18 protein-coding genes and 3 pseudogenes are annotated in these 18,653 nt (G+C 46.5%); 11 read left to right on the top strand and 10 right to left on the bottom strand.

Features of this window, described 5'->3' with window-relative positions; all coding sequences use genetic code 11:
• Positions 1 to 27 precede the first annotated feature (27 nt).
• Positions 28 to 927, bottom strand: a complete 900-nt coding sequence (locus tag NC980_RS21360) for a glycoside hydrolase family protein (protein ID WP_199298569.1) — start codon at positions 925 to 927, stop codon at positions 28 to 30.
• A gap of 468 nt (positions 928 to 1,395) precedes the next feature.
• Between NC980_RS21360 and NC980_RS21355 the strand changes: the two genes are divergently transcribed.
• A complete protein-coding gene (locus NC980_RS21355; RefSeq protein WP_190377292.1) occupies positions 1,396 to 2,217 on the top strand; it encodes a hypothetical protein in 822 nt (273 codons plus the stop codon).
• A gap of 230 nt (positions 2,218 to 2,447) precedes the next feature.
• Here NC980_RS21355 and NC980_RS21350 read toward each other — a convergent pair whose 3' ends face one another.
• From NC980_RS21350 to NC980_RS21340, 3 genes are all read right to left on the bottom strand, one after another.
• Positions 2,448 to 4,415 (bottom strand): formylglycine-generating enzyme family protein, encoded by a 1,968-nt coding sequence (locus tag NC980_RS21350; protein ID WP_242027010.1) that lies wholly within the window; start codon positions 4,413 to 4,415, stop codon positions 2,448 to 2,450.
• Between the two features lie 5 nt (positions 4,416 to 4,420).
• Complete coding sequence (locus NC980_RS21345; RefSeq protein WP_190377291.1) at positions 4,421 to 4,795, bottom strand: hypothetical protein; 375 nt, start codon at positions 4,793 to 4,795, stop codon at positions 4,421 to 4,423.
• A 93-nt stretch (positions 4,796 to 4,888) separates the two neighbouring features.
• Positions 4,889 to 6,217 carry a hypothetical protein gene (locus tag NC980_RS21340; RefSeq protein WP_190377290.1) on the bottom strand — a complete coding sequence of 443 codons (1,329 nt, stop codon included), beginning with the start codon at positions 6,215 to 6,217 and terminating at the stop codon, positions 4,889 to 4,891.
• A 554-nt stretch (positions 6,218 to 6,771) separates the two neighbouring features.
• On the opposite strand from NC980_RS21340, the gene NC980_RS21335 reads away from it, so the two are divergent.
• Both NC980_RS21335 and NC980_RS21330 read left to right on the top strand, forming a co-directional pair.
• The gene (locus tag NC980_RS21335) at positions 6,772 to 7,344 is read left to right on the top strand and encodes an FHA domain-containing protein (protein WP_199298568.1); all 573 of its coding nucleotides are present in this window, start codon (positions 6,772 to 6,774) and stop codon (positions 7,342 to 7,344) included.
• Positions 7,341 to 7,811 (top strand): hypothetical protein, encoded by a 471-nt coding sequence (locus NC980_RS21330; RefSeq protein ID WP_347272616.1) that lies wholly within the window; start codon positions 7,341 to 7,343, stop codon positions 7,809 to 7,811. Before NC980_RS21335 ends, NC980_RS21330 begins: the two co-directional genes overlap by 4 nt.
• Positions 7,812 to 7,989: 178 nt before the next feature.
• Here NC980_RS21330 and NC980_RS21325 read toward each other — a convergent pair whose 3' ends face one another.
• From NC980_RS21325 to NC980_RS21305, 5 genes are all read right to left on the bottom strand, one after another.
• The gene (locus NC980_RS21325; RefSeq protein WP_190377288.1) at positions 7,990 to 8,706 is read right to left on the bottom strand and encodes a hypothetical protein; all 717 of its coding nucleotides are present in this window, start codon (positions 8,704 to 8,706) and stop codon (positions 7,990 to 7,992) included.
• A 4-nt stretch (positions 8,707 to 8,710) separates the two neighbouring features.
• Positions 8,711 to 9,541, bottom strand: coding sequence for a hypothetical protein (locus NC980_RS21320; protein WP_190377287.1), 831 nt, complete (start codon positions 9,539 to 9,541; stop codon positions 8,711 to 8,713).
• Positions 9,538 to 10,374 carry a hypothetical protein gene (locus tag NC980_RS21315; RefSeq protein ID WP_190377286.1) on the bottom strand — a complete coding sequence of 279 codons (837 nt, stop codon included), beginning with the start codon at positions 10,372 to 10,374 and terminating at the stop codon, positions 9,538 to 9,540. Before NC980_RS21315 ends, NC980_RS21320 begins: the two co-directional genes overlap by 4 nt.
• Before the next feature lie 170 nt (positions 10,375 to 10,544).
• A complete protein-coding gene (locus NC980_RS21310) occupies positions 10,545 to 10,919 on the bottom strand; it encodes a CU044_2847 family protein (RefSeq protein ID WP_190377285.1) in 375 nt (124 codons plus the stop codon).
• 138 nt (positions 10,920 to 11,057) lie between these two features.
• Complete coding sequence (locus NC980_RS21305; protein ID WP_199298567.1) at positions 11,058 to 11,348, bottom strand: PD40 domain-containing protein; 291 nt, start codon at positions 11,346 to 11,348, stop codon at positions 11,058 to 11,060.
• Positions 11,349 to 11,483: 135 nt separating this feature from the next.
• Here NC980_RS21305 and NC980_RS21300 point away from each other — a divergent pair, with 135 nt between their 5' ends.
• The 5 genes and pseudogenes from NC980_RS21300 to NC980_RS21280 form a co-directional block, all read left to right on the top strand.
• Entirely contained in the window at positions 11,484 to 12,200 is a 717-nt protein-coding gene (locus NC980_RS21300) for a restriction endonuclease subunit S (protein ID WP_190377284.1), read from the top strand.
• 52 nt (positions 12,201 to 12,252) lie between these two features.
• Positions 12,253 to 12,531 carry a restriction endonuclease subunit S gene (locus NC980_RS21295; RefSeq protein ID WP_190377306.1) on the top strand — a complete coding sequence of 93 codons (279 nt, stop codon included), beginning with the start codon at positions 12,253 to 12,255 and terminating at the stop codon, positions 12,529 to 12,531.
• A 40-nt stretch (positions 12,532 to 12,571) separates the two neighbouring features.
• Positions 12,572 to 12,865 carry a nucleotidyltransferase family protein gene (locus NC980_RS21290; RefSeq protein WP_190377283.1) on the top strand — a complete coding sequence of 98 codons (294 nt, stop codon included), beginning with the start codon at positions 12,572 to 12,574 and terminating at the stop codon, positions 12,863 to 12,865.
• On the top strand, positions 12,862 to 13,218 hold the full coding sequence (locus NC980_RS21285) for a HepT-like ribonuclease domain-containing protein (protein WP_190377282.1): 357 nt from the start codon (positions 12,862 to 12,864) through the stop codon (positions 13,216 to 13,218). Before NC980_RS21290 ends, NC980_RS21285 begins: the two co-directional genes overlap by 4 nt.
• A pseudogene (locus NC980_RS21280) lies at positions 13,219 to 13,350 on the top strand (restriction endonuclease subunit S); the annotation flags it as partial.
• Positions 13,351 to 13,686: 336 nt separating this feature from the next.
• Here NC980_RS21280 and NC980_RS21275 read toward each other — a convergent pair.
• Positions 13,687 to 14,250: a hypothetical protein gene (locus NC980_RS21275; protein WP_190377281.1), complete on the bottom strand. Its 564-nt coding sequence runs from the start codon at positions 14,248 to 14,250 to the stop codon at positions 13,687 to 13,689.
• A 514-nt stretch (positions 14,251 to 14,764) separates the two neighbouring features.
• On the opposite strand from NC980_RS21275, the pseudogene NC980_RS21270 reads away from it, so the two are divergent.
• The 3 genes and pseudogenes from NC980_RS21270 to NC980_RS21260 all read left to right on the top strand — a co-directional run.
• Positions 14,765 to 14,985 (top strand): annotated as a pseudogene (locus NC980_RS21270) (element excision factor XisI family protein); the annotation flags it as partial.
• Between the two features lie 12 nt (positions 14,986 to 14,997).
• On the top strand, positions 14,998 to 18,090 hold the full coding sequence (locus tag NC980_RS21265; protein ID WP_190377280.1) for a type I restriction endonuclease subunit R: 3,093 nt from the start codon (positions 14,998 to 15,000) through the stop codon (positions 18,088 to 18,090).
• A pseudogene (locus NC980_RS21260) lies at positions 18,087 to 18,542 on the top strand (YgjP-like metallopeptidase domain-containing protein); the annotation flags it as partial. The gene NC980_RS21265 and the pseudogene NC980_RS21260, both read left to right, overlap by 4 nt.
• Between the last annotated feature and the right edge of the window lie 111 nt (positions 18,543 to 18,653).

The raw sequence follows: 18,653 nt of genomic DNA, 5'->3' as shown, positions 1-18,653 counted from the left end.
TGATTTTCCGGTTTGAGGTTGAACAAGTTAGAGACCCAACGCTTGCAAGGTTTGAGCACCAACAATTCCATCTACGTCAAGTCCTTTTTTCTGTTGAAACTGCTTAACGGCGGTATCGGTGGCTTGCCCAAACCAACCATCGGCACCATCGCCAACGCTTAATCCTGCTTTGAGCAATGCTTGTTGCACTCGGCGCACGTCCTCGCCTTGCATCATTGGCGTTGTTAGCTTCAATGTTCGGCTTGCTGATGTTCCAGTGGCGGCTGGGATGTCACCCTCAAAGGTGAGAAACGATTGCCAGGGTTTACCCAGGAAGAGGGCTTGTTCTGCCAGGCGGCGGCGGGTGAGTCCGAGCCAGGGTTGTCCATCAACTTTGTTCCAGACAGGGAACTGTTCAGTTGCGCCTTGGTAGTCTCCGGTGTTGAGTTTTCTCAGTAAGGTGGAGCCGCCAAAGCCCTCGGTTCCGGGCCCTACATTAAAACAGAAGCAGACGAGTGCGGAGAATTGGTCGTCGTTGAGATCAACTTGAACTGCCTCTTCTACATAAGATTCAAACCGCCCTAAATCTTCATGCAAAAATTGCTCTGCTTGGGCTTGAGTAATCGTCATGCCATCGTATACCCCATTGGTATGACCATAGCCGATCGTCCAGACCTGTGCACCATCGTCGTAAGCTTCTAGCTCACAGCCTTCAAAGGTTGTCAGGAGTTTGAAACCTTCGCTGTTAATCCGGCGACCGCCTCGCGGAGTGGGAACATCAGGGGGTGATTGATCGGGTGAGGCAACTCTAAAAGTAGTAGCAGTACTAAATTTTAGGGCTTCTGACAGAGCAGTAACCTGCCCGTGGGTTTCTGTGACTTTGACTGCTTGATCGCCTTCATATTCGTAGAGGCGACCATCGCTGTACAATTCAAGCGATCGTTCCATGCAAATGCTTCCTATCTTTAGAATTTGCACAAGCAACACCTTACCTTGAGGTTTTTGTTCTCAAAGCATGAGGTGACTTGCGCTGATACAACAGTTCAAATTGAAGCGAGCGATGACCTTGAACGGAGCAAATTTTGTGTGTTAATGAAGCACACTTGAAGCTTTCAATTAAAGTTAGAGTGTTATAGCTAAGCCGAGCAGAGATCTCTGGAGTTTACTGCTCAGCGCTTCAAGAATATTGAAGGAGCACTGTTTCTTTGAAGACTAATTCATTGATCTACAAGTGAGACTAAAGCTAGCACAGCAATGAAAACAGATACTCGAAATGCGATTAGTTCTGAGTCTTTTTAGATAATAGGGTAGGTTAGCCGTTTAAGATCGCAAACACTCTTTAAATTATATTAACTTCTTCATGAGTCAGTAGCCTAAGAGCTATTGTCAGTAGCAGTATTTAGGAAGAATCTTGATATGGCAGCTTCTACAGATCAGGCGGTCGACCATCTCAATCAGTTAGGCTACAACGCGCTAAAACTGCCAAGACAAAACATTGCTCCCTTAATGGTTCTATCTCGCGATCCCCAGACTTCTATTTGTAGTCTCTTTGGTCATATTAGCGATATTGTCGAAGATCCCAGTGTGCCTTTGCCCAAGATTTGGGAGAATCTACACGCTGGAACGATTAGTGGGATGCGGACGAACCGACTAGAGTTCAAATTTGGTCTGTCAATTTTGAATACGCTGCTATCGGCGATCGGGGCAAAGAGTGCTGGATTTGAGTCGGCGTTTGGCAATGCATCAACGCTTGAGTTTGAATATGAAAATGCAGTTTTGGACAACGTAATGCCTGCTTCAGTCTCTGCCTATCTTCGCAGAGCGACACCGTTTATTGACGAGTCTTTGATCCCGCACTTCGATGCGCCAGGAGAAGCCTTCATCATCATTGATGTGCTGAAATCCAATTCTTTCGGGATTCGAGCTTATCGAGACGATGGGGGTGGTATTGATCTCAATCTGAATGCAGTCAAGGAGATTGTGGGTATTAGCGCGAAGTTTGCGATTGAGAAGAAGGCAGACCTAAAAATCTCTTTCAAAGGTGAGGAACCCTTGGGATTTGGGTTCAAAGCTTGCCCAATTTGGGTAGATACGGTGGATGGAAAATCGCGCTTTCGGTTAGATCCAAGCACGAATCAAGCGATCAACTTTCGCGGAGCAACCGAGGCAACGGCAGAGGTTGAGGAAGAATTGACACCTATGTTAATTGCTCCGAATGAATTGATGGAGCTTGATTGAGGTCGAGAAGCGGTGTTCGATCGAAGAGTTGATCCTTAGTGAAGAGAACGATCGCGCCCATTGGATTGCTAGGAAAAGAGTGAACCGGACAACTCTTCGACAAACGCTACCAAGCTATCCGGTTCGGGTTGATTTTTGGAGGTTGTTACCTTCCTCGCCGGAGCAGACTGGACTCCCTGGTGTACGCCTGATCGAAATCCCTTCGACCAGTTCTGACGAGTTGGGAGTACTCACGCGAGAACGCAAACCACCCGAAAACCGAAATTGAAGTACCGAGTGGCGGGATCGATGAAGAAGCGAGCCGCAGACCGACAGATCCTCGGATTGCTGCTCCACGAACCGCCGCGCAACAGCCGAGATTCTTCAGCTCCGCCTTCACTCCAAACAGTTCCATCAACTGGAGCACGATCGTAACTATTATGCCCATAATCGGCGCACCATTCTCGAACATTTCCGTGCATATCGTATAACCCAAAGGCGTTAGGTGGAAAACTTCCTACATCTGTTGTTTCTCTACGGTATTCTCCTTCTTTACCAGAACCATAGGTATAGTTGCCGTCGTAATTTGCTAAATCTGTTGTGATAGTCTTGCCAACGTGAAAGGGTGTAGTTGTGCCAGCACGACAGGCATATTCCCATTGGGCTTCACTAGGCAGGCGGTAAGACGTTCCGGTTTTATGAGAGTTGCGACCTTCTACAAAGCGGTTTAGCCGTTCGCAAAACTCAACCGCTTCAAACCAAGAAATCCGTTCCACAGGGCGATTATTGCCTTTGCCTTTGAAAGAAGAAGGGTCAGCACTTAGATCACGATCCACTTTTGGGAGCGCTGCGATCGCGCTCCACTGAGCTTGGGTCACGGCAAACTTGCCCATGTAAAAGGGCTGAATTGTCACGGTATGCTGTGGTCCTTCCTCGTTCGATCGTTCTAATTCACTTGCTGGTGAACCCATCATAAATGTTCCACCAGGAATAGCTACCATCTCCAGCATCACACCATTTCCCAAATCCTCAACAAAATATTCTGCCTGTCCTCCCCGATAGCTAACAGCGTAGGTTCGTTCAGTTTCAGTTTTATTACGAAACAACCCCGGTTTCTCAACCAGCTTATCGGTAACGCTGAGGGTAGCAGCCTGATACTCAAATGTCTGGAGCGGAGGATTGCGTTTTGCTTCTTCTCGCTTGCGATGCTCTTCTTCCAGGCGTTGCTGCTCTAGGTCTTGTTGCCTTTCCAGTTCAAGCTGCCGCTTTGCTTCTTCTCGTCTTTGTTGCTCCTCCGCTAGTCGCTGTTGATAGGCTTGTTCCTTCGATGTGATTAATGGTTCTTCAATTCGCGCAACATCCTCATCGCTCAATTTTAATGACTGCTGAAATTTCCTCAACTCACTCCGAACGAAAGAATCGATTGGGTATTGAGAATCGACTGCCCTTGTAAATTCCTGCTCATACCGTTGCAGCTTAACCTGATATTCCTGCTGTCTCTGCCGTTCCTGCTGTTTGAGCTTTTCCCGATACTCCTCCTCGGCGGCTTCAAAAATTGGGTCTGCAATTGTCTCTACTTCCTCATCCGTAAGCTGCAATTCCTGACGAAACTCTTGCAGATTAGCCTCGATTTCAGGATCAAACGGATAATGCCCCTCCTCAATTAGCCGAATCAGCATTTCCTGATACTCGTCACGAGCTTGCTGAAGTGGCTTCCGCTCTTCTTCGAAAATTCGGTTCGCTTCTTCAACAGACAATCCTAAATTTCTTCTAAGCTGTTCTAATCGAATCTCTTCAAACTTCGTCAACTTGCGATCGACTAAAAACTCTCTGACTTTTGCACGATATTGCTTCTGGCTAGAATCTTCCTCAGTCAGCGCCTTCGCCACATCCAGTTGAATTTCTTCTCGCTTTGCCTGAGAAAGTGGTTGCTCAGACCCTAGTACAACCCGATTGGCATCTTGTGCCAGTGTAGGCCTGCACCTGAGAATGGGCTTCAAATGCTCTGGAATTACTATCTTCGTAACGGTATCCACCACCTCAGCCTTACGCTGCTGCTCTGTTACCGCAGAGCGCACCTTGGAACTCCCCGAAATCTCTAACTGAATCGCATTCTTACCAAACTCAAACGCTTCTCCGATCGGACAGTCATACCCTAAGGCTCGATAAAATCCCTTCGAGAACGAGATCGCCGCATCATCCCGAATCTCCTGATTCATGCCAATCACATAATCAATATGATTGACGATCTCATTCGCTTGCTCTTCTGAATAGCAGCATTGAGCAAAACACAGCCCACATTGCCAGAAAATAGCCGGAATAGGTCAGACAGCGCTTCTGCTCTAACCCACTGCTCACCCCCCTCATTGTCCTCAAACACTAACCCCTGTTCACCACTGCCATGCCCGCAGAAATGCACAACTTGGGGACGATATCTGAGTAACAAATCTTGCAAGTCCCCGACGCGAACCGCCAAAGCATCCTCGACCTCAAACTGCTGCCGGTTGTGCGATCGCTCAATCACCTGTTTCAAATCTCGAATTTCGCGATCGAGATTCAAATCTTTGCGAGGATTCGATGCCAGAATTAGAATTTTCATGGAAGCAACAGTCGGGGGCACAGCCTTGTGGGTTGGGACTATCTATTAGAGTAGCAAGCCTTTTAAGGTAGCAGCTCTTCCCTTAAGTTACCTTTACGATTGTTTCGACCCCTGGAAGCTACTCAAACTCCGACTTGCAACATCTGCACTCAACCCCCAGAGAATCAGCCCCAAATAATCAGGCAACGGTCGCGCCCCAAAGGTTGTCCCATTTTCCACGTAGAGCGTGTTCAGTCCCGCGATCGACAAGCCAATCAAAAGCGCCAATGACAAAATAGGACGCACAATCCAAAACGTCGCTTCGGTGCGAACGCGATCAGATACACCAGAGATTCCTACTAAGAAATCTTGAAAACGGTTTAAGCGAGAAGGTTGGGCAAGCACGATCGCAGGTTGCTGGATATTCTCTTTCAGGTTAATTTCAGCACCGCGAATAGTTTCAGCCACGTCCGAGTCACCTGCTCCACGCGGAGCATAACTATCGACAAGCTGACCAACTTTCTCCAAAGCTTCTTTACATTTCGCATCCTCTTCTTGAGTGAGGTAATGTCTCGCCCTTTGCAGAAGCTCGATCGCTTCCTCCTTCTCCGGCTCTGGCAAGTCTAATGAGGCTTCTATTTGTCGCGATCTGTTAAATGTATCAAGCCGATTCCGGATCATGCTTAATCCGGTTGTTGCATCCTCAAGCTGTTCTCGATCAATCAGGGTTCGGACGCGATCGAGCATTTGAACTAAGATTCTTTGATCGGCTGGATCAGCAGTTCTCAGATCGATCCGCAAGCGATTGAGGTCTTTGAATACTTTCATTTGTGCCTCACCACGAGTGTCCATGTACTTGAGCAATCGACCCACGAGAATACCTAAAAACAGAATCAGCAGAGGTGCGCTCGGTCCAGTTCTGACACTGAGATTAATCGGTAAAGTCAGGCGATTTGGTTGATTGCTCAAAGTGAGATAGGCAGCTCCTGCATAATGGTCAGGCGGCATAGTGGCGCGATCGAGAGTTAAGACCAAGCGACTAATTTGATTAGCAGGTAGGGAATTGGAAGCGATCGCGATCGTTTGACTTGGAAGCTGATAGTTTGTGAGCTTACCTTCGAGAATGACTGCAGTATTGAGGACAGTCACGACAGTCGAAGCAGGATTGTCAAAATAGAGTTCACGCTGTTGGTTTTGAGTACTGGCTGGCAGCAAAAGGCGAGCAAGACCACAATCGAGCAATCCAATGCAATTGACCAGTTGAAGCTGAATTTGCTCGGTTCGTTGCAAGGGAATTAGGGCAGGCTGCGGACTCGCAACAGTAGTTACGCTCGGCTGTGGAGAGGGTACTAGAGAATTGGTAGGCTCTGGAGCCGTTTGGGCAAGAATCGGGGGCTGAAGAATTGCTAGTGGAACTAAAAGCGTAAGTATCAAGCGTCTCATGAGTTTTCCTTACAAAATGAAGCAATGAATGATTAACGATCAGCTTTGTTTAGGTTCAAAGCTGGCAGCCGATTTACTTGGAATTGTCTAATTAGGGTGAATCTGCATTTTGGGTTTCTCGGATTGGTGCGATCGCTGGTTAATTCTACTCTGATCGCTGCTCTAAATTCGTCGTAAGAGAGCGATCGCACACTTACCTTTTGCTGATAATGCTGCACAAAGCATAATCTCTCATTTAGCAGGAGAGCGACTGTAAGCTTAAGGTATGAAGATATGACCAAGAAGCCATACGGTACATCTTTATAACTATCGGATGATTAAGACGTTAGTAGAAGGCTAATCTTGCACGACCTACTTCATATCAAGCTCGTAAGTGAATCTGAATAGTTCGGCAATGCGTTAAGGTCAAGTCAATCTCCTGCTCTACTATTGCGTTCTCTCTTTATCTATGTCCTTAAGAAGCGCTACTCTTCGCGATTTGCTCCCGATTCATCAAAATTAAACTGGGATTGTACCGTCAAGTTTTATCCTAGATAGAGAAGCAATTTAGGCACATGAGTACTCAAGCAGTTCTAATTTTGTGTAACGATCAGTCTCGCTATCCATTAGTAGAATCAGTAAAACTAGGTCGAGCAGCAGACTGTCAAATTAGGCTTGATAGCTACACAACAGTTTCAAAGGTTCATGCTGCGATTCGTCTGATTCCTGATGGTGAATGGGAGATTGAAGACTTCGATAGTACAAATGGTACTTATGTGAATGGTCATCGCATTCTGAAAAATCAGCGTTTGAAGAGTGGCGATCGCATCACGCTAAGTCAAACACAACCCGAATTTCTATTTCAGCTTGAAACTCAAGAAAGTTCTGAGCAGGTTTCACAAACGATTCAGCAGGTTGAGAATAATCTCTGGGGATTAGTTCACGACCTCTCTTTACAGACACTAACAGGTCATTCGTCTCCTGTTCGTGGAGTAGCTTTTAGCTCAGATGGAAAGTTGCTCGTGAGTGGAGGAACAGATAAAAGTATTCTGCTTTGGAATTTAGTAACAGGGCAGCAAGTGAGAACATTTGAAGGGCATAAGCTGGCGGTGAATGCTGTTTCATACAGTGCTGATGGCAATGGATAGCCAGTGGGAGTGCTGATAAAACTATCCGAATCTGGGAGAGTCGAACAGGGAAACAGCTTCAACTTTTAGAGGGTCACAGCATGGCAGTGAATGCAATCTCGTTTCACCCTCAGCAAAAATTGCTTGTGAGTGGGAGCGCGGATAAAACAACTAAAATCTGGGATTTGAACACATCAGAAGTACAGACGATCGAGAGCAAAATGGCAGTAACCGCAGTGGCCTGGAACGCAGATGGTTCAGTGTTGGCGATCGCTACTCGCGATCGGCTCTTAAAACTTCGGGATCTGAAGACTCAAGTGGAAATAATGACAATTTCGAGTTTGCGATCGATTGTGAATACGATTCGGTTTAGTCCAGATGGGCTGGTCTTGGCGATATCAGGAGACGACAAGATTTTGCGGCTTTGGGATGTGAAGAATAATCAGGAGATTCGAGCGATTGGGGGGTTATCCTTGGCAAGTGGGTAGTCTTGCAATTAGCTCTGCGGGAGACTGCTGTGCAAGTGGGAGTAGTGACAACACCGTTAGGGTTTGGAACGTATGCGAATCGTTCGCATGAAGAACATTAAGTGTTTCAATCTTTATTCGATCTCAAATTATTAAGTCTTTTCAGTGTTTCTTTGGGCATTAGTTTTTTCCAGTTATGCTATGACTCAGCGAACAATACAGTATCTAGAATTTGTCGAACTGCACGATCGATAATTTCTTTCAACTCCTGCTCAATCTTGGTCTGACTCTGATCAACTAGAGGATCGACTGATTCACGCACCACAAACTGGCTTATGTCAGTTAGTCTGCGATCGAACTCGCCTTGTTCTAGTAATCCTCGAGCAACGAATTGCTGGATTTGGGCGATTGCGTCTTGTTGATGCTGCTCCATGCTCTGAATTAGCGTTGAGACTTCGGTTTCGGTTGCTGTTTTTGCTTCAGTAATATGCTGATTTAGTCCTTCGATTTGCTGATGGGTAGATTCCAGGGCTGCAACGAGTTGTTCCTGCCTTGCCTGAATCGAAGCCTCGGCTTTTGCTAGAGTCGTTGAAAATTGCTCACTGAGTTGTGTCACCGTATCTCGACTCTGATTGAGTTGCTGCTGAAACGCTTCAATAGCTGTCTGTGCAGATTGCAATTCTTCAACAAGGCTTTCCCCTTCTGAAAAACTTTGCTGCAGTTCCTCGATAGATGATGCTAATTCATCTACTTTAGACTGAATAAGTTCTGGTTTCTCTGCAATCTCTGACTCTAATTCTGCGATCGCACTTGCAATCTGCTCTAATGTCGAAGCTAAAGCTTCGGGACGCTCTCCCAATGCTGCTGTCAGACTTTCTAGTGGATCTTGAACTTGATCATTTGTGGAATCTGTCATCTTGCTATATCCCAATCACATCTAGACCTGCATTGACTAATTCAGCCGTCTTCTTCGCACCTACTAACGCGGGCAGAGATGGACTAATCGAGCTAGTAACGCTTGTTCCAACACTCATTAAAACTAAGCTGGTTGCAATCTCGCTAATGAGTTCCGAGATCGTTTCTTCAATGAGCGATCGAATCTCATCTTCTAACTGGCGGGTTAGCTCATCTGTGCAGTGATGCCCTGTAGTTTCAAACATCTGACAGGCTTGATCGCTGAGAGTTTGCCCTAGCGTTTCCGCCTCAGTGCTGAAGGTTTGAAATCCTGTTGTTATCTGATCAGAAAACTGATGAAACTGATTTTCTAGCTCAGTTAGCTGTGTTTGACTCATTTGCTCAGTGAAGCCTTCTAACTCAGTTTGAACTGAGTTAGTATGAACCTCTGACAAATCATGCTCTAACTCTTCAAGGCTAGTCTCTAGGGTACCTTGGAAGGTTTGAAGTTGAGAGGTGAGTTGTGCGATCGTTTGCTGAAAATCTTGGACTCTAGACTGTATTTCCTGATGACTTTGATTCACTGCTTCGCTAAGATGTTCTACAACTTCAGAAGTTGCTGTAATTGATTCTTCAGCCTGATCACACACTTCCTCCCAAGAACTCTGTAAGTCTGCTAATTGTTGCTCTACTTCATCGGCAGATTGCTGAATCGTTTCTGTAATTTGCTCTATTGACTCTTCAGCTTGACTTGCCGCTTGCTGCAACTCATTCAGTTCAGCAACGATCGTCTCGGTATCTAATTCCTGAATTGCAGCCTCTAGAGCTTGCTGTGTTTCTAAAAGATTAGTACTCATAGCATTTTCTCGACTAGATCCAAAACAGGTTTAATGTCTTCAATCAGACGGGTTACTTCTCCAATTTGATCTACGATTCCCCCTATCGAGCCGTCTAATTGGTCATGTACTCCGTCTCCAGCTTGACCTAGTACATCGATCGCGTGAGTTAATTCTTGACTAGACTGAGTTAATTTTCCAAGAATTTCATCCGTAAAATGATGACTGAGACGATCGAGATTTTCAGTACTTGTCGTGTCTAGTAAGGTTTCAAATTCAGTGAGACGGTGTTCGCTGGAATCAGCAAGCGTTGTAAAGGCATCGACCAGAGATCGTATCTGTATGCGTGTTTCTTGTCCAAATTGATCAAATTGAGCGATTAAAGCAGTCTTGCGGGCTTCAACGCTACCTTTCATAGTTTCGACTACAGTTTGTAACTCGTTCACGTCATGTAGCGATTCTGTAACTTGCGTCTCAAGTTCTTGTTCGACAGTCTGAATGTGGTTGGAGATTTCCTCAAACTCACCCTGTAATTCTTCTGTTTTAGATTGAATTTCTTCTAGTTTCTGATTAACTTGTTCGTTTAGTGTGGAATAGTGCGATCGCGCTTCGTTAATGCTCTCAGTTGCCTGTGATTCTAGAGCTTGTGCTTTTTCTGCAAGCGGTTCTAGGCTATCAATAGTTTGTTGTATTTCTTCTTCTAAGCTGTTTTCTAATTCAGTGAGATGAGCCTCTAAAGTCTCTAAACTTGCTTGAACATCAGAAGCAACGACGGTGTTTTCTGCTACCTCTTCATGAACTTCTTCAAGAGGTGCATCTGTTACCGATTGATTAAGCTCTACGCGCTCTGTCATCGATCACTCCTAACGAATGCAAATCTATCAATCATTACATCGAAGTCCGGTAAGTTCCCAAATTTCCAGGAAAAATTAAGGCGTAAGAAAAACTAGGGCGGCAAACTTGCTGCTCATCAGCGAGATCGCGCTTTAGAGTCAAGCCGACAAAGCGAAGGCAACAGCTTAGATTACTCAGCCTTCTTGGGAAATTGACATTTCACGTTAATTTCCAAATTGCAGTCACCTTTCGCATTCTCAATGTAAGGGACTTCCGCTTCGCTGCTGATGTTGATGCCGAATTTGAGCGTCACTTCGCTGACTTCGGCGATCGCGACACTCTTAAAGGTATTCAGCGTATGCAGCGTATAGGCTCGAATGGTGTGTTCGATCGCTTGGAAATTTTGTGTAATTGCCTTCTGGGGTTCGTCTGTAAATAAGCCTCGTTTCGGTTCACTGGTTCCCACAGATTTATCGGGTACGAGAACACCAGAGGCAGTATTGTCTGTTGCTTCGATGTAGATGATGGTGCCGTCTTCAAGAGCGATCGGGGTCAGTTTTGCCATAAAGTGCGTATCAAATAATAATTCTGTTCAAAGTTAGCTCAAGAAGCCAGTCGAGTAAATGAAGTTCAACGAGAGTCAATCGTACTCTTACTTTTTGCTGGTGATGCCGCACATGGCGCGATCGCTCTCGCTCACATTTCAATTCGTTCTTAGGTAATCCTGCACCCAGTTACACCCAAGCTCTATGAGGTTGTCAAGGTTCCAGCTCCACAGCTTGACCGTCTTATCAATACTTCCTCCTGAAGCAATCGTTTGTCCATCAGGACTGAAGCTGACACTCCACACAGATTCATCGTGCCCCTTCAGCGTGGTGATGGGGGTGCCGTCTCGCTTCCACAGCTTGATCGTATAATCAAAACTTCCTGAAACGATCGTTTGTCCATCGGGACTGAAGCTGACACTCACCACAGCATCATCGTGCGCCGCCAATGTGTTTTGTTCCCTTACTCCGTAAACGTATATCTGTTGGTTTAGCTACATCTGTTACGCAGCACTACCGAGCTTCAGGAGTTCCAATCATCCGAAACCTAAAATATTAGAGATGGTTTTTTTGATGATAGTGATGTGCTTTACATTAATGAGGCGTTTGCTAAAGCAAATGGTAGTAAAGCCGCACGAGCATTCGATGTTTTAACTGTTAGGACGGGTGCAAACCTGGGAGATACTTGCGTCCTACCCGCAAAGTTCGACAATTGCCAGACATTTACGACCCTCATCACAACGCCACAGCAAACCCTCTTAGATCCATATTTCTTATGTCTCCATATGAGCTCTTTCAAGGGAAAGAAGGAACTCGCGCGATTGCAAGTAGGTGGTGGTAAACAGAATTTAAACACAAGTAACCTGAAGAATTACCGGGTTGAGCTTCCTCCTTTGAGTGAACAGAGATCGATCTCCACAGCCCTCTCCGATATTGATGCACTTCTCTCCGAACTAGACAACCTCATCGCCAAGAAGCGCGACCTCAAGCAGGCAGCGATGCAGCAGCTTCTTACTGGTAAGACACGGCTACCAAGATTTGATGGTGAGTGGGAGGTAAAGCAATTAGGCGATTTAGGGCATTTTCTGAAAGGCAGTGGCGTAAGAAAGGACGAAGCTCATAGTGGAGATTTGCCATGTATTCGGTACGGTGAAATCTACACACATCATCACAATTGCATAAAGTCATTCAACTCGTGGATTTCATCAGAAATAGCGAAGACTGCAACGCTCATTAAACAAGGTGATATTCTATTTGCTGGATCTGGTGAGACAAAAGAAGAAATTGGCAAATGTGTTTGAAGCATATGCAGGGGGAGACACTGTGATCCTTAAAACGTTTGACGTAAACGCGATGTTTTTGGGTTACTACTGTAATACTGAGCCTATTAACTTACAGAAGGCAAGCAAAGGACAGGGAGATGCCGTCGTTCACATCAGCGTTAACGCCTTGTCCAGCATTGAGGTAACGCTACCAGGCATTCTTGAACAAACCGCGATCGCCCAAATTCTCTCCGACATGGACAGCGAAATTGCCGTGATCAAACAACGCCGCACCAAAGCCCGCGATCTCAAACACGCCATGATGCAAGAACTCCTCACCGGAAGAATTCGCCTTAAAATTGAGGCGTGATGTGAAGCAACAAGATCATTGATTCAAAGGAGCCGCATCAATGGCACTACTAGAAACCTTAAAACAACAGCGCTCAGAAATTCTGCAAGTTGCAGCGCGGCATGGAGCATTTAATATACGAGTCTTTGGCTCAGTCGTGCGGGGAGAAGAAACCCCAGAAAGCGATATTGATTTTTTGATCGACTACGACAAAGAGAAAACCTCAGCTTGGTTTCCAGGCGGCTTACTCATGGATTTACAGGAATTGCTAGGACGAAAAGTCGATATTTTGACAGAACAAGGAATCAGTCCACGGATTCGAGAAAAAGTCCTATCCGAAGCGCAACCCCTATGATTTCTGAGCGCGATCGTGTCTACATAGACCACATTCTAGAATGTGCCGCCCTGATTCAAACCTACACCCGCACTGGCAAAGCAGACTTTATCGCAAATTCGCTGATTCAAGATGCCGTACTACGACGACTGCAAACAATGGCAGAATCAACTCAGCGACTTTCTGACACCTTAAAGCAACAAGCACCCGCGATCGACTGGCGTGCATTAGCAGGGTTTCGGAACATTCTAGTCCACGACTATTTAGGCGGAATCGACCTTGAGCAAGTCTGGAATGCAGTAGAGCAATCCTTACCAGAGCTAGAAACCGCGTTGCGGGAACTCATAGAGCAGATCGAAAATGACACGCCATGAACTGCGATCGCCCAACTTCTCTCCGATATGGACAGCGAAATCGCCGCGGTCGAGCAACGCCGTAACAAAACCCGCGATCTCAAACACGCTATGATGCAAGAACTTCTCACCGGAAGGATACGCTTACAATAAACCCAATCCTAGGGACGATCGTGCAATGGATAAATTAGACCACTACCGCACCTGCATCCAAACCCTGTTAGAAAACACAGTCAATTCAGATCCCAAACCGAAGACATCGAAAACGAACTTTTCTGGCTCTTACGCAATTTTGGTGAAGTAAGGAATTTGAGCAGCCTGAAACCCAGTACATACGTCAGCAATCAGCGATCTCAACTTTGCTTCACCAAAATTGCGTAAGAGCTGAAATAATCTAATACTCAACACAACACACATTGATTTGGGAAGGAAAGTGAGCAATCACTACGCACCTCAGATAGAACAAAAAGGTTAGCATAACGTGTTAGCTCACCTAGGCACACCTACTCTAGCCCAGATAATTGTGTTATTGGATGAACTATTTTGATCTACAAATGTTTTGATTTCAAGTATCACTATCATTTGATTTGGTGTTAGAGTGCTGACTTTCTCCTGTAGCTTATAGTCAGGTGGCTTGGGATAATCAACCCTCACATTCACGCCTGTAATTACTACAACTGGATCATTAATAGTTGGGACTCGTGTTGGTGTAATTGTAACTGGTTGAGAAGTTGCAACTAATGGTTCTCCGGTAGAAGCAGAACCCGATGTATTTCTTACAGCACCTAGCCTAATCCAACCAATGGATTGTACCTTTGAGTCGCTACTAGATGATGCTGATGTACTACAAATATCTCTGGCAACGTTTGCTTTGTCTGTTGGCTGCACTGCTTCTCCAGACTTAATCATCCCTGTTTTGCAATCAACAGCAATCTGATATAGTCCGTTGGCAGTTTCTATAGTTGCTATCGAATACGCCGCTAACTTCTGAATCTTAGTTATTGTATATATTCCTTTTCCTAGGAAAAATCGGCAGGAAGCCAAAGTGGACATTATTAATCCCATTAATAAGAAGCAAGTTATGATTTGAGGCTGTTTTATCCTTTTGAAAACCCCCATTTAGAATTTTTCCTCCTGACAGCAATATTTTCACTCAAAAACGTCTAGATCCTTGCTAGACAAACTTGTCTAACTCTGTACAAATAATATTGTCCAAATCATATCCGTGATTGTGCTGAATATTTCTTTTCTTTCACCAAATCTTTACCATCCTGGGTACGTTTTGATCGACTACCAAAGGTGTCCGTAGCTGATTGACGCACAAAAGCGGTAGCCGCTGGTGCTGGGACTAGGCAGGAACTTGTCGAGTATCTCGAAAAATGGTGTCGAGTTTCAGCTTCACCAAAACTGATATTGGTAGCGAAACATTGCTTAATGCTAAATCCCTCAAAATTTCGTTGTCGATCAACCTCAAACAGTTAAGTTCTGTAATTTAATCGAGGCTAGAATCAGGGTTGCAGAGGTAACGAAAAGTTTCGCCAGCAATATCAAAACTGTGTAAAAGCTACTTTTCTGTGACACTGTTCGCGACCATTATCAACTTATGTGGATTGGCTGGAACGGGCTTAGCCGCGTATATCCCACTATTCTCCACTTCGACATCAAAGACGGCAAAATCTGGCTCCAGCAAAACACTACAGATATCGATGTCGGTCAATCAAAACAGATATCGTACTCAGACTACATCCTTCTTATAAACGCCCGTATACTGGTTACGGTGTAGCCTAAATTACCTGATTCATGCCTGAAAAAGCCCGCTCCGAAAGAGTGACCCAAAATCGCGTCGTTGCCCTCTTTACCGACAAAACTCGACCCGACTGTTTGGAATACCGCTATCTCGGTGACTGGCACAAGCGATCAAGCAATCGCAACATTGAACCCGATCTCCTACGCGACAACTTGCGATCGCGCGGCTACACCGATGCCCACATCTCCGCCGCCCTGCAAAAACTCGAAACCGCAGCCGACACCACAGGGATCACCCTCTACCAGGCAAACCTCCGCACCTACCAACTCCTACGCTACGGCATCCCCGTCCAAATTGCCGCCGGACAAGACCACGAAACCGTCCACCTGATCGACTGGAACAACCCCGAAGCCAATGACTTTGCCCTAGCCGAAGAAGTCACCCTCAAAGGCGGACACGAACGCCGCCCCGATCTCGTCCTCTACCTCAACGGCATCGCGATCGCCCTCATCGAACTCAAACGCAGCTCTGTCGAAGTCAACGACGCAATCAACCAACTCATCACTAACCAAGAAGAAATATTTAATAAGAACTTCTTCAGCACGATCCAATTCGTCTTTGCTGGAAGCGACTCTAAAGGACTCTACTATGGCACCACAGGCACACCCGCAGAATTCTTCGTCGCCTGGAAGTCCCAACATCCCAAACCCAATCCAATCCCGACCGGATATTTCTTCGATCGACCCCTCGCCGAACTCTGCAAAAAATCCCGCCTCCTCGATCTCATCTACAACTTCATCATCTTCGACGGTGGCAAGAAAAAAGTGCCCCGCCCGCATCAATATGCAGGCATCAAAGCCGCTCAAGATCGGATTCACCAACGAGAAGGCGGTGTAATCTGGCACACTCAGGGCAGCGGTAAAAGCATCCTCATGGTGCTGCTGGCGAAATGGCTACTCGAACACGACCCGGAAGGACGCATCCTAATCATCGCCGATCGCGACGAACTCGATAAACAAATCGAAGGAGTCCTGAAAAACGTTGGCATCGTTGGGGAAAACTCCCCTTCCCCTCGAATTACCTCGCGATCGCAATTCGTCGAAAAACTGACCGACACTAAGCCCCGCGTACTCTGTGCCCTGATTCATAAATTTGATCTCGACTCCAAAGCGCCCCCGCCCAACATTCACGGACGCTTCTACGTTTTCGTTGACGAATGTCACCGCACCCAAGGCGGCGACCTGAACAAGCAAATGAAGCGCTGGCTGGCGAGTGCGATCTTCATCGGCTTCACCGGAACCCCCTTGCTCCGAAAAGACAAACAAACCACCCGCGAAGTCTTCGGCACCTACATCCACACCTACAAATTCCACGAAGCCGTCACCGATAAAGTCATTCTCGATCTGAAATACGAAGCCCGCGATGTCCCGCAGCGCCTCACCTCGCAAAAAGCGATCGATGCCTGGTTCGATCAGAAAACCCGAGGACTCAACAACTTCCAACGCGCCGTTCTCCGCAAACGTTGGGCAACAATGGAGGAGTTGATGAGTTCCGGCGAACGCAAGAACCGCATCGTCGCCGATATCATTCATGACTTTGGTACAATTCCCCGCTTGAATGACGATCGTGGTACTGCCATCCTCGTCGCCGCTTCGATTTATGATGCCTGCCATTACTTCCGCCTCTTCCACAACACGACCTTCGGTCAATACTGCGGCATCATCACTTCCTACGAACCGAATCACAACGCCATCTCCCGCGAACCTCCGAACAGCGATGAACACTACAAATACAACACCTACACCCAGTACGTTCTCCGAGACTTCCCCACTACAAAAAAATACGAAGACGAAATCAAACGCCGCTTCAAAGATGAACCTGTGAACTGTAAACTTCTCATCGTCGTGAGCAAACTTCTAACTGGCTTTGATGCGCCTTCTTGTACCTACATCTATCTCGACAACGAAATGCGGGATCACACCCTCTTTCAAGCCATTTGTCGCACCAACCGTCTCGATGGTGATGACAAAGAATATGGCTACATCGTCGATTACAAAGAACTTCTAGAGCAGGTACAAACCTCGATCGCGGTTTACAACTCCGACGAGTTAGATATTGATGAAACGATCGGAGACTCCAACATTCTCCTGAAAGACTGCGTTCAAGAAGGCAAAGCAAGACTCGACTCTGCCCGTGAAGCCCTCCGCTATCTGTGTGAACCCGTCCCCCTCCCCCGCGAAGTCGAGCAATATCTGCATTACTTCTGCGGCGATGCCGATGATTTCAATGCGCTCAACGACACCGAACCGCTCCGAATCTCGTTCTACAAAGCGGTAGCAACTTTCCTCCGCGCCTATGCTGCGATCGCTAGAAGTCTCGATGTTGCAGGCTGTTCAGAAACAGAGATCGCCGCGCTAGAACAAGAGACAAAATTCTACACCGACATTCGATTGGCAATCAAACAACACTCCGGAGAAGAGCTAGACATCAAGCCCTATGAGTCAGATATGCGTCATCTGATCAATACCTACATTCAGGCTGACCCATCGGAGAAACTCGGAGATCTCAGCAGCCTGTCTCTAACAGAAGCCATTATCAAAACGGGCATCCACGACGCGATTGCCCAAAAGCTCAATAAAAAAGGGAATCTCTCGAACAATGCGATCGCGGAAGGCATCATCAACAATGTTCGCCGAACGATCATTCGGGATCAACTCACCGACCCCAGATTCTATGCAGAAATGTCGAAGCTTCTCGATGATCTGATTCAGCAGAAACGCGACGATACCCAATCCTATGAGCAATTCCTTAAAAACGCTGAAGCCCTAGTTCGTCAGTTTCAGCAAAGACAGCCGACTGTGGATCTTCCTGCGACATTGAATGGCAAACCAGAAGCGATCGTCCTGTTCAATAACCTCGCGACCATTCCAGCCGCCACCTTCCAATGCCCCGAAGATCCAGACGCAAAAGCTGCGATCGCCCTCGAACTCGATCAAGCCATGCGAGAACGCGCCCCGGCTGGCTGGAAAGGTGACGAAATGCGAGAAAGACAAGTTCTCAATGAAATCTTTCCTATAATGTTGCGTGATCGGAGTGCGACTCTGGCAATCTTCGAGATTATCAAAAATCAGATTGGCTACAGATGACCCAAACCATCCAAGTTGGAGAGATTCCCATTTCCGTCACGCTCAAAGATGTTCAGAACGTTCACCTGTCTGTGCATCCCCCCGATGGGCGCGTCACTTTGGTCGCTCCAGTTTCAACCCGACTCGATGTCGCCCGAGCTTACGTCATCAGTAAACTTGGATGGATTCGCGATCAGCAACATCAATTCCTGAGTCAAGCGAGAGAAACGCCCCGACAATTTATCGATCGAGAAACTCATTACATCTGGGGACGACGCTATCTCTTATCTGTAGTTTACAAAGATGAGAAACCCAACGTTACTCTCGACCACAAACGCATTACGCTCACAGTTCGCCCCAGCAGCGATACCATCAAACGCGCCGAAATCTTTCACGAGTGGCATAAATCTCTGCTGCATGATGTCGTTCCAACTTTGCTTCAGAAATGGCAGGCAAAGATGGAAGTTGAGGTGATGCTCCTATAGATGTCAAGTGTTTTTTGTGTTCTTAAGCCTGAGTCACGTCAGGCACTTCGGAAGTTGAGCGCGTTTTGCGAATGATGTGATAAATCTCCCGTGCTACAT

The organism is Leptolyngbya sp. AS-A5 (assembly GCF_039962495.1).
Classification (GTDB): Bacteria; Cyanobacteriota; Cyanobacteriia; order Leptolyngbyales; family Leptolyngbyaceae; genus Leptolyngbya.
Note: the sequence above shows the minus strand (reverse complement) of the source record. Positions and strands in the feature narration are given on the sequence as shown.

Bases quoted from the DNA above. Each gene is read 5' to 3' on its own strand.
- NC980_RS21345 (WP_190377291.1), bottom strand. From the start codon at position 4,795: ATGAAAATTCTAATTCTGGCATCGAATCCTCGCAAAGATTTGAATCTC.
- NC980_RS21315 (WP_190377286.1), bottom strand. From the start codon at position 10,374: ATGACAGAGCGCGTAGAGCTTAATCAATCGGTAACAGATGCACCTCTT.
- NC980_RS21360 (WP_199298569.1), bottom strand. From the start codon at position 927: ATGGAACGATCGCTTGAATTGTACAGCGATGGTCGCCTCTACGAATAT.
- NC980_RS21355 (WP_190377292.1), top strand. From the start codon at position 1,396: ATGGCAGCTTCTACAGATCAGGCGGTCGACCATCTCAATCAGTTAGGC.
- NC980_RS21285 (WP_190377282.1), top strand. From the start codon at position 12,862: ATGATTTCTGAGCGCGATCGTGTCTACATAGACCACATTCTAGAATGT.
- NC980_RS21320 (WP_190377287.1), bottom strand. From the start codon at position 9,541: ATGAGTACTAATCTTTTAGAAACACAGCAAGCTCTAGAGGCTGCAATT.
- NC980_RS21290 (WP_190377283.1), top strand. From the start codon at position 12,572: ATGGCACTACTAGAAACCTTAAAACAACAGCGCTCAGAAATTCTGCAA.
- NC980_RS21295 (WP_190377306.1), top strand. From the start codon at position 12,253: ATGTTTTTGGGTTACTACTGTAATACTGAGCCTATTAACTTACAGAAG.
- NC980_RS21335 (WP_199298568.1), top strand. From the start codon at position 6,772: ATGAGTACTCAAGCAGTTCTAATTTTGTGTAACGATCAGTCTCGCTAT.
- NC980_RS21340 (WP_190377290.1), bottom strand. From the start codon at position 6,217: ATGAGACGCTTGATACTTACGCTTTTAGTTCCACTAGCAATTCTTCAG.
- NC980_RS21275 (WP_190377281.1), bottom strand. From the start codon at position 14,250: ATGTCCACTTTGGCTTCCTGCCGATTTTTCCTAGGAAAAGGAATATAT.
- NC980_RS21325 (WP_190377288.1), bottom strand. From the start codon at position 8,706: ATGACAGATTCCACAAATGATCAAGTTCAAGATCCACTAGAAAGTCTG.
- NC980_RS21350 (WP_242027010.1), bottom strand. From the start codon at position 4,415: ATGAATCAGGAGATTCGGGATGATGCGGCGATCTCGTTCTCGAAGGGA.
- NC980_RS21265 (WP_190377280.1), top strand. From the start codon at position 14,998: ATGCCTGAAAAAGCCCGCTCCGAAAGAGTGACCCAAAATCGCGTCGTT.
- NC980_RS21310 (WP_190377285.1), bottom strand. From the start codon at position 10,919: ATGGCAAAACTGACCCCGATCGCTCTTGAAGACGGCACCATCATCTAC.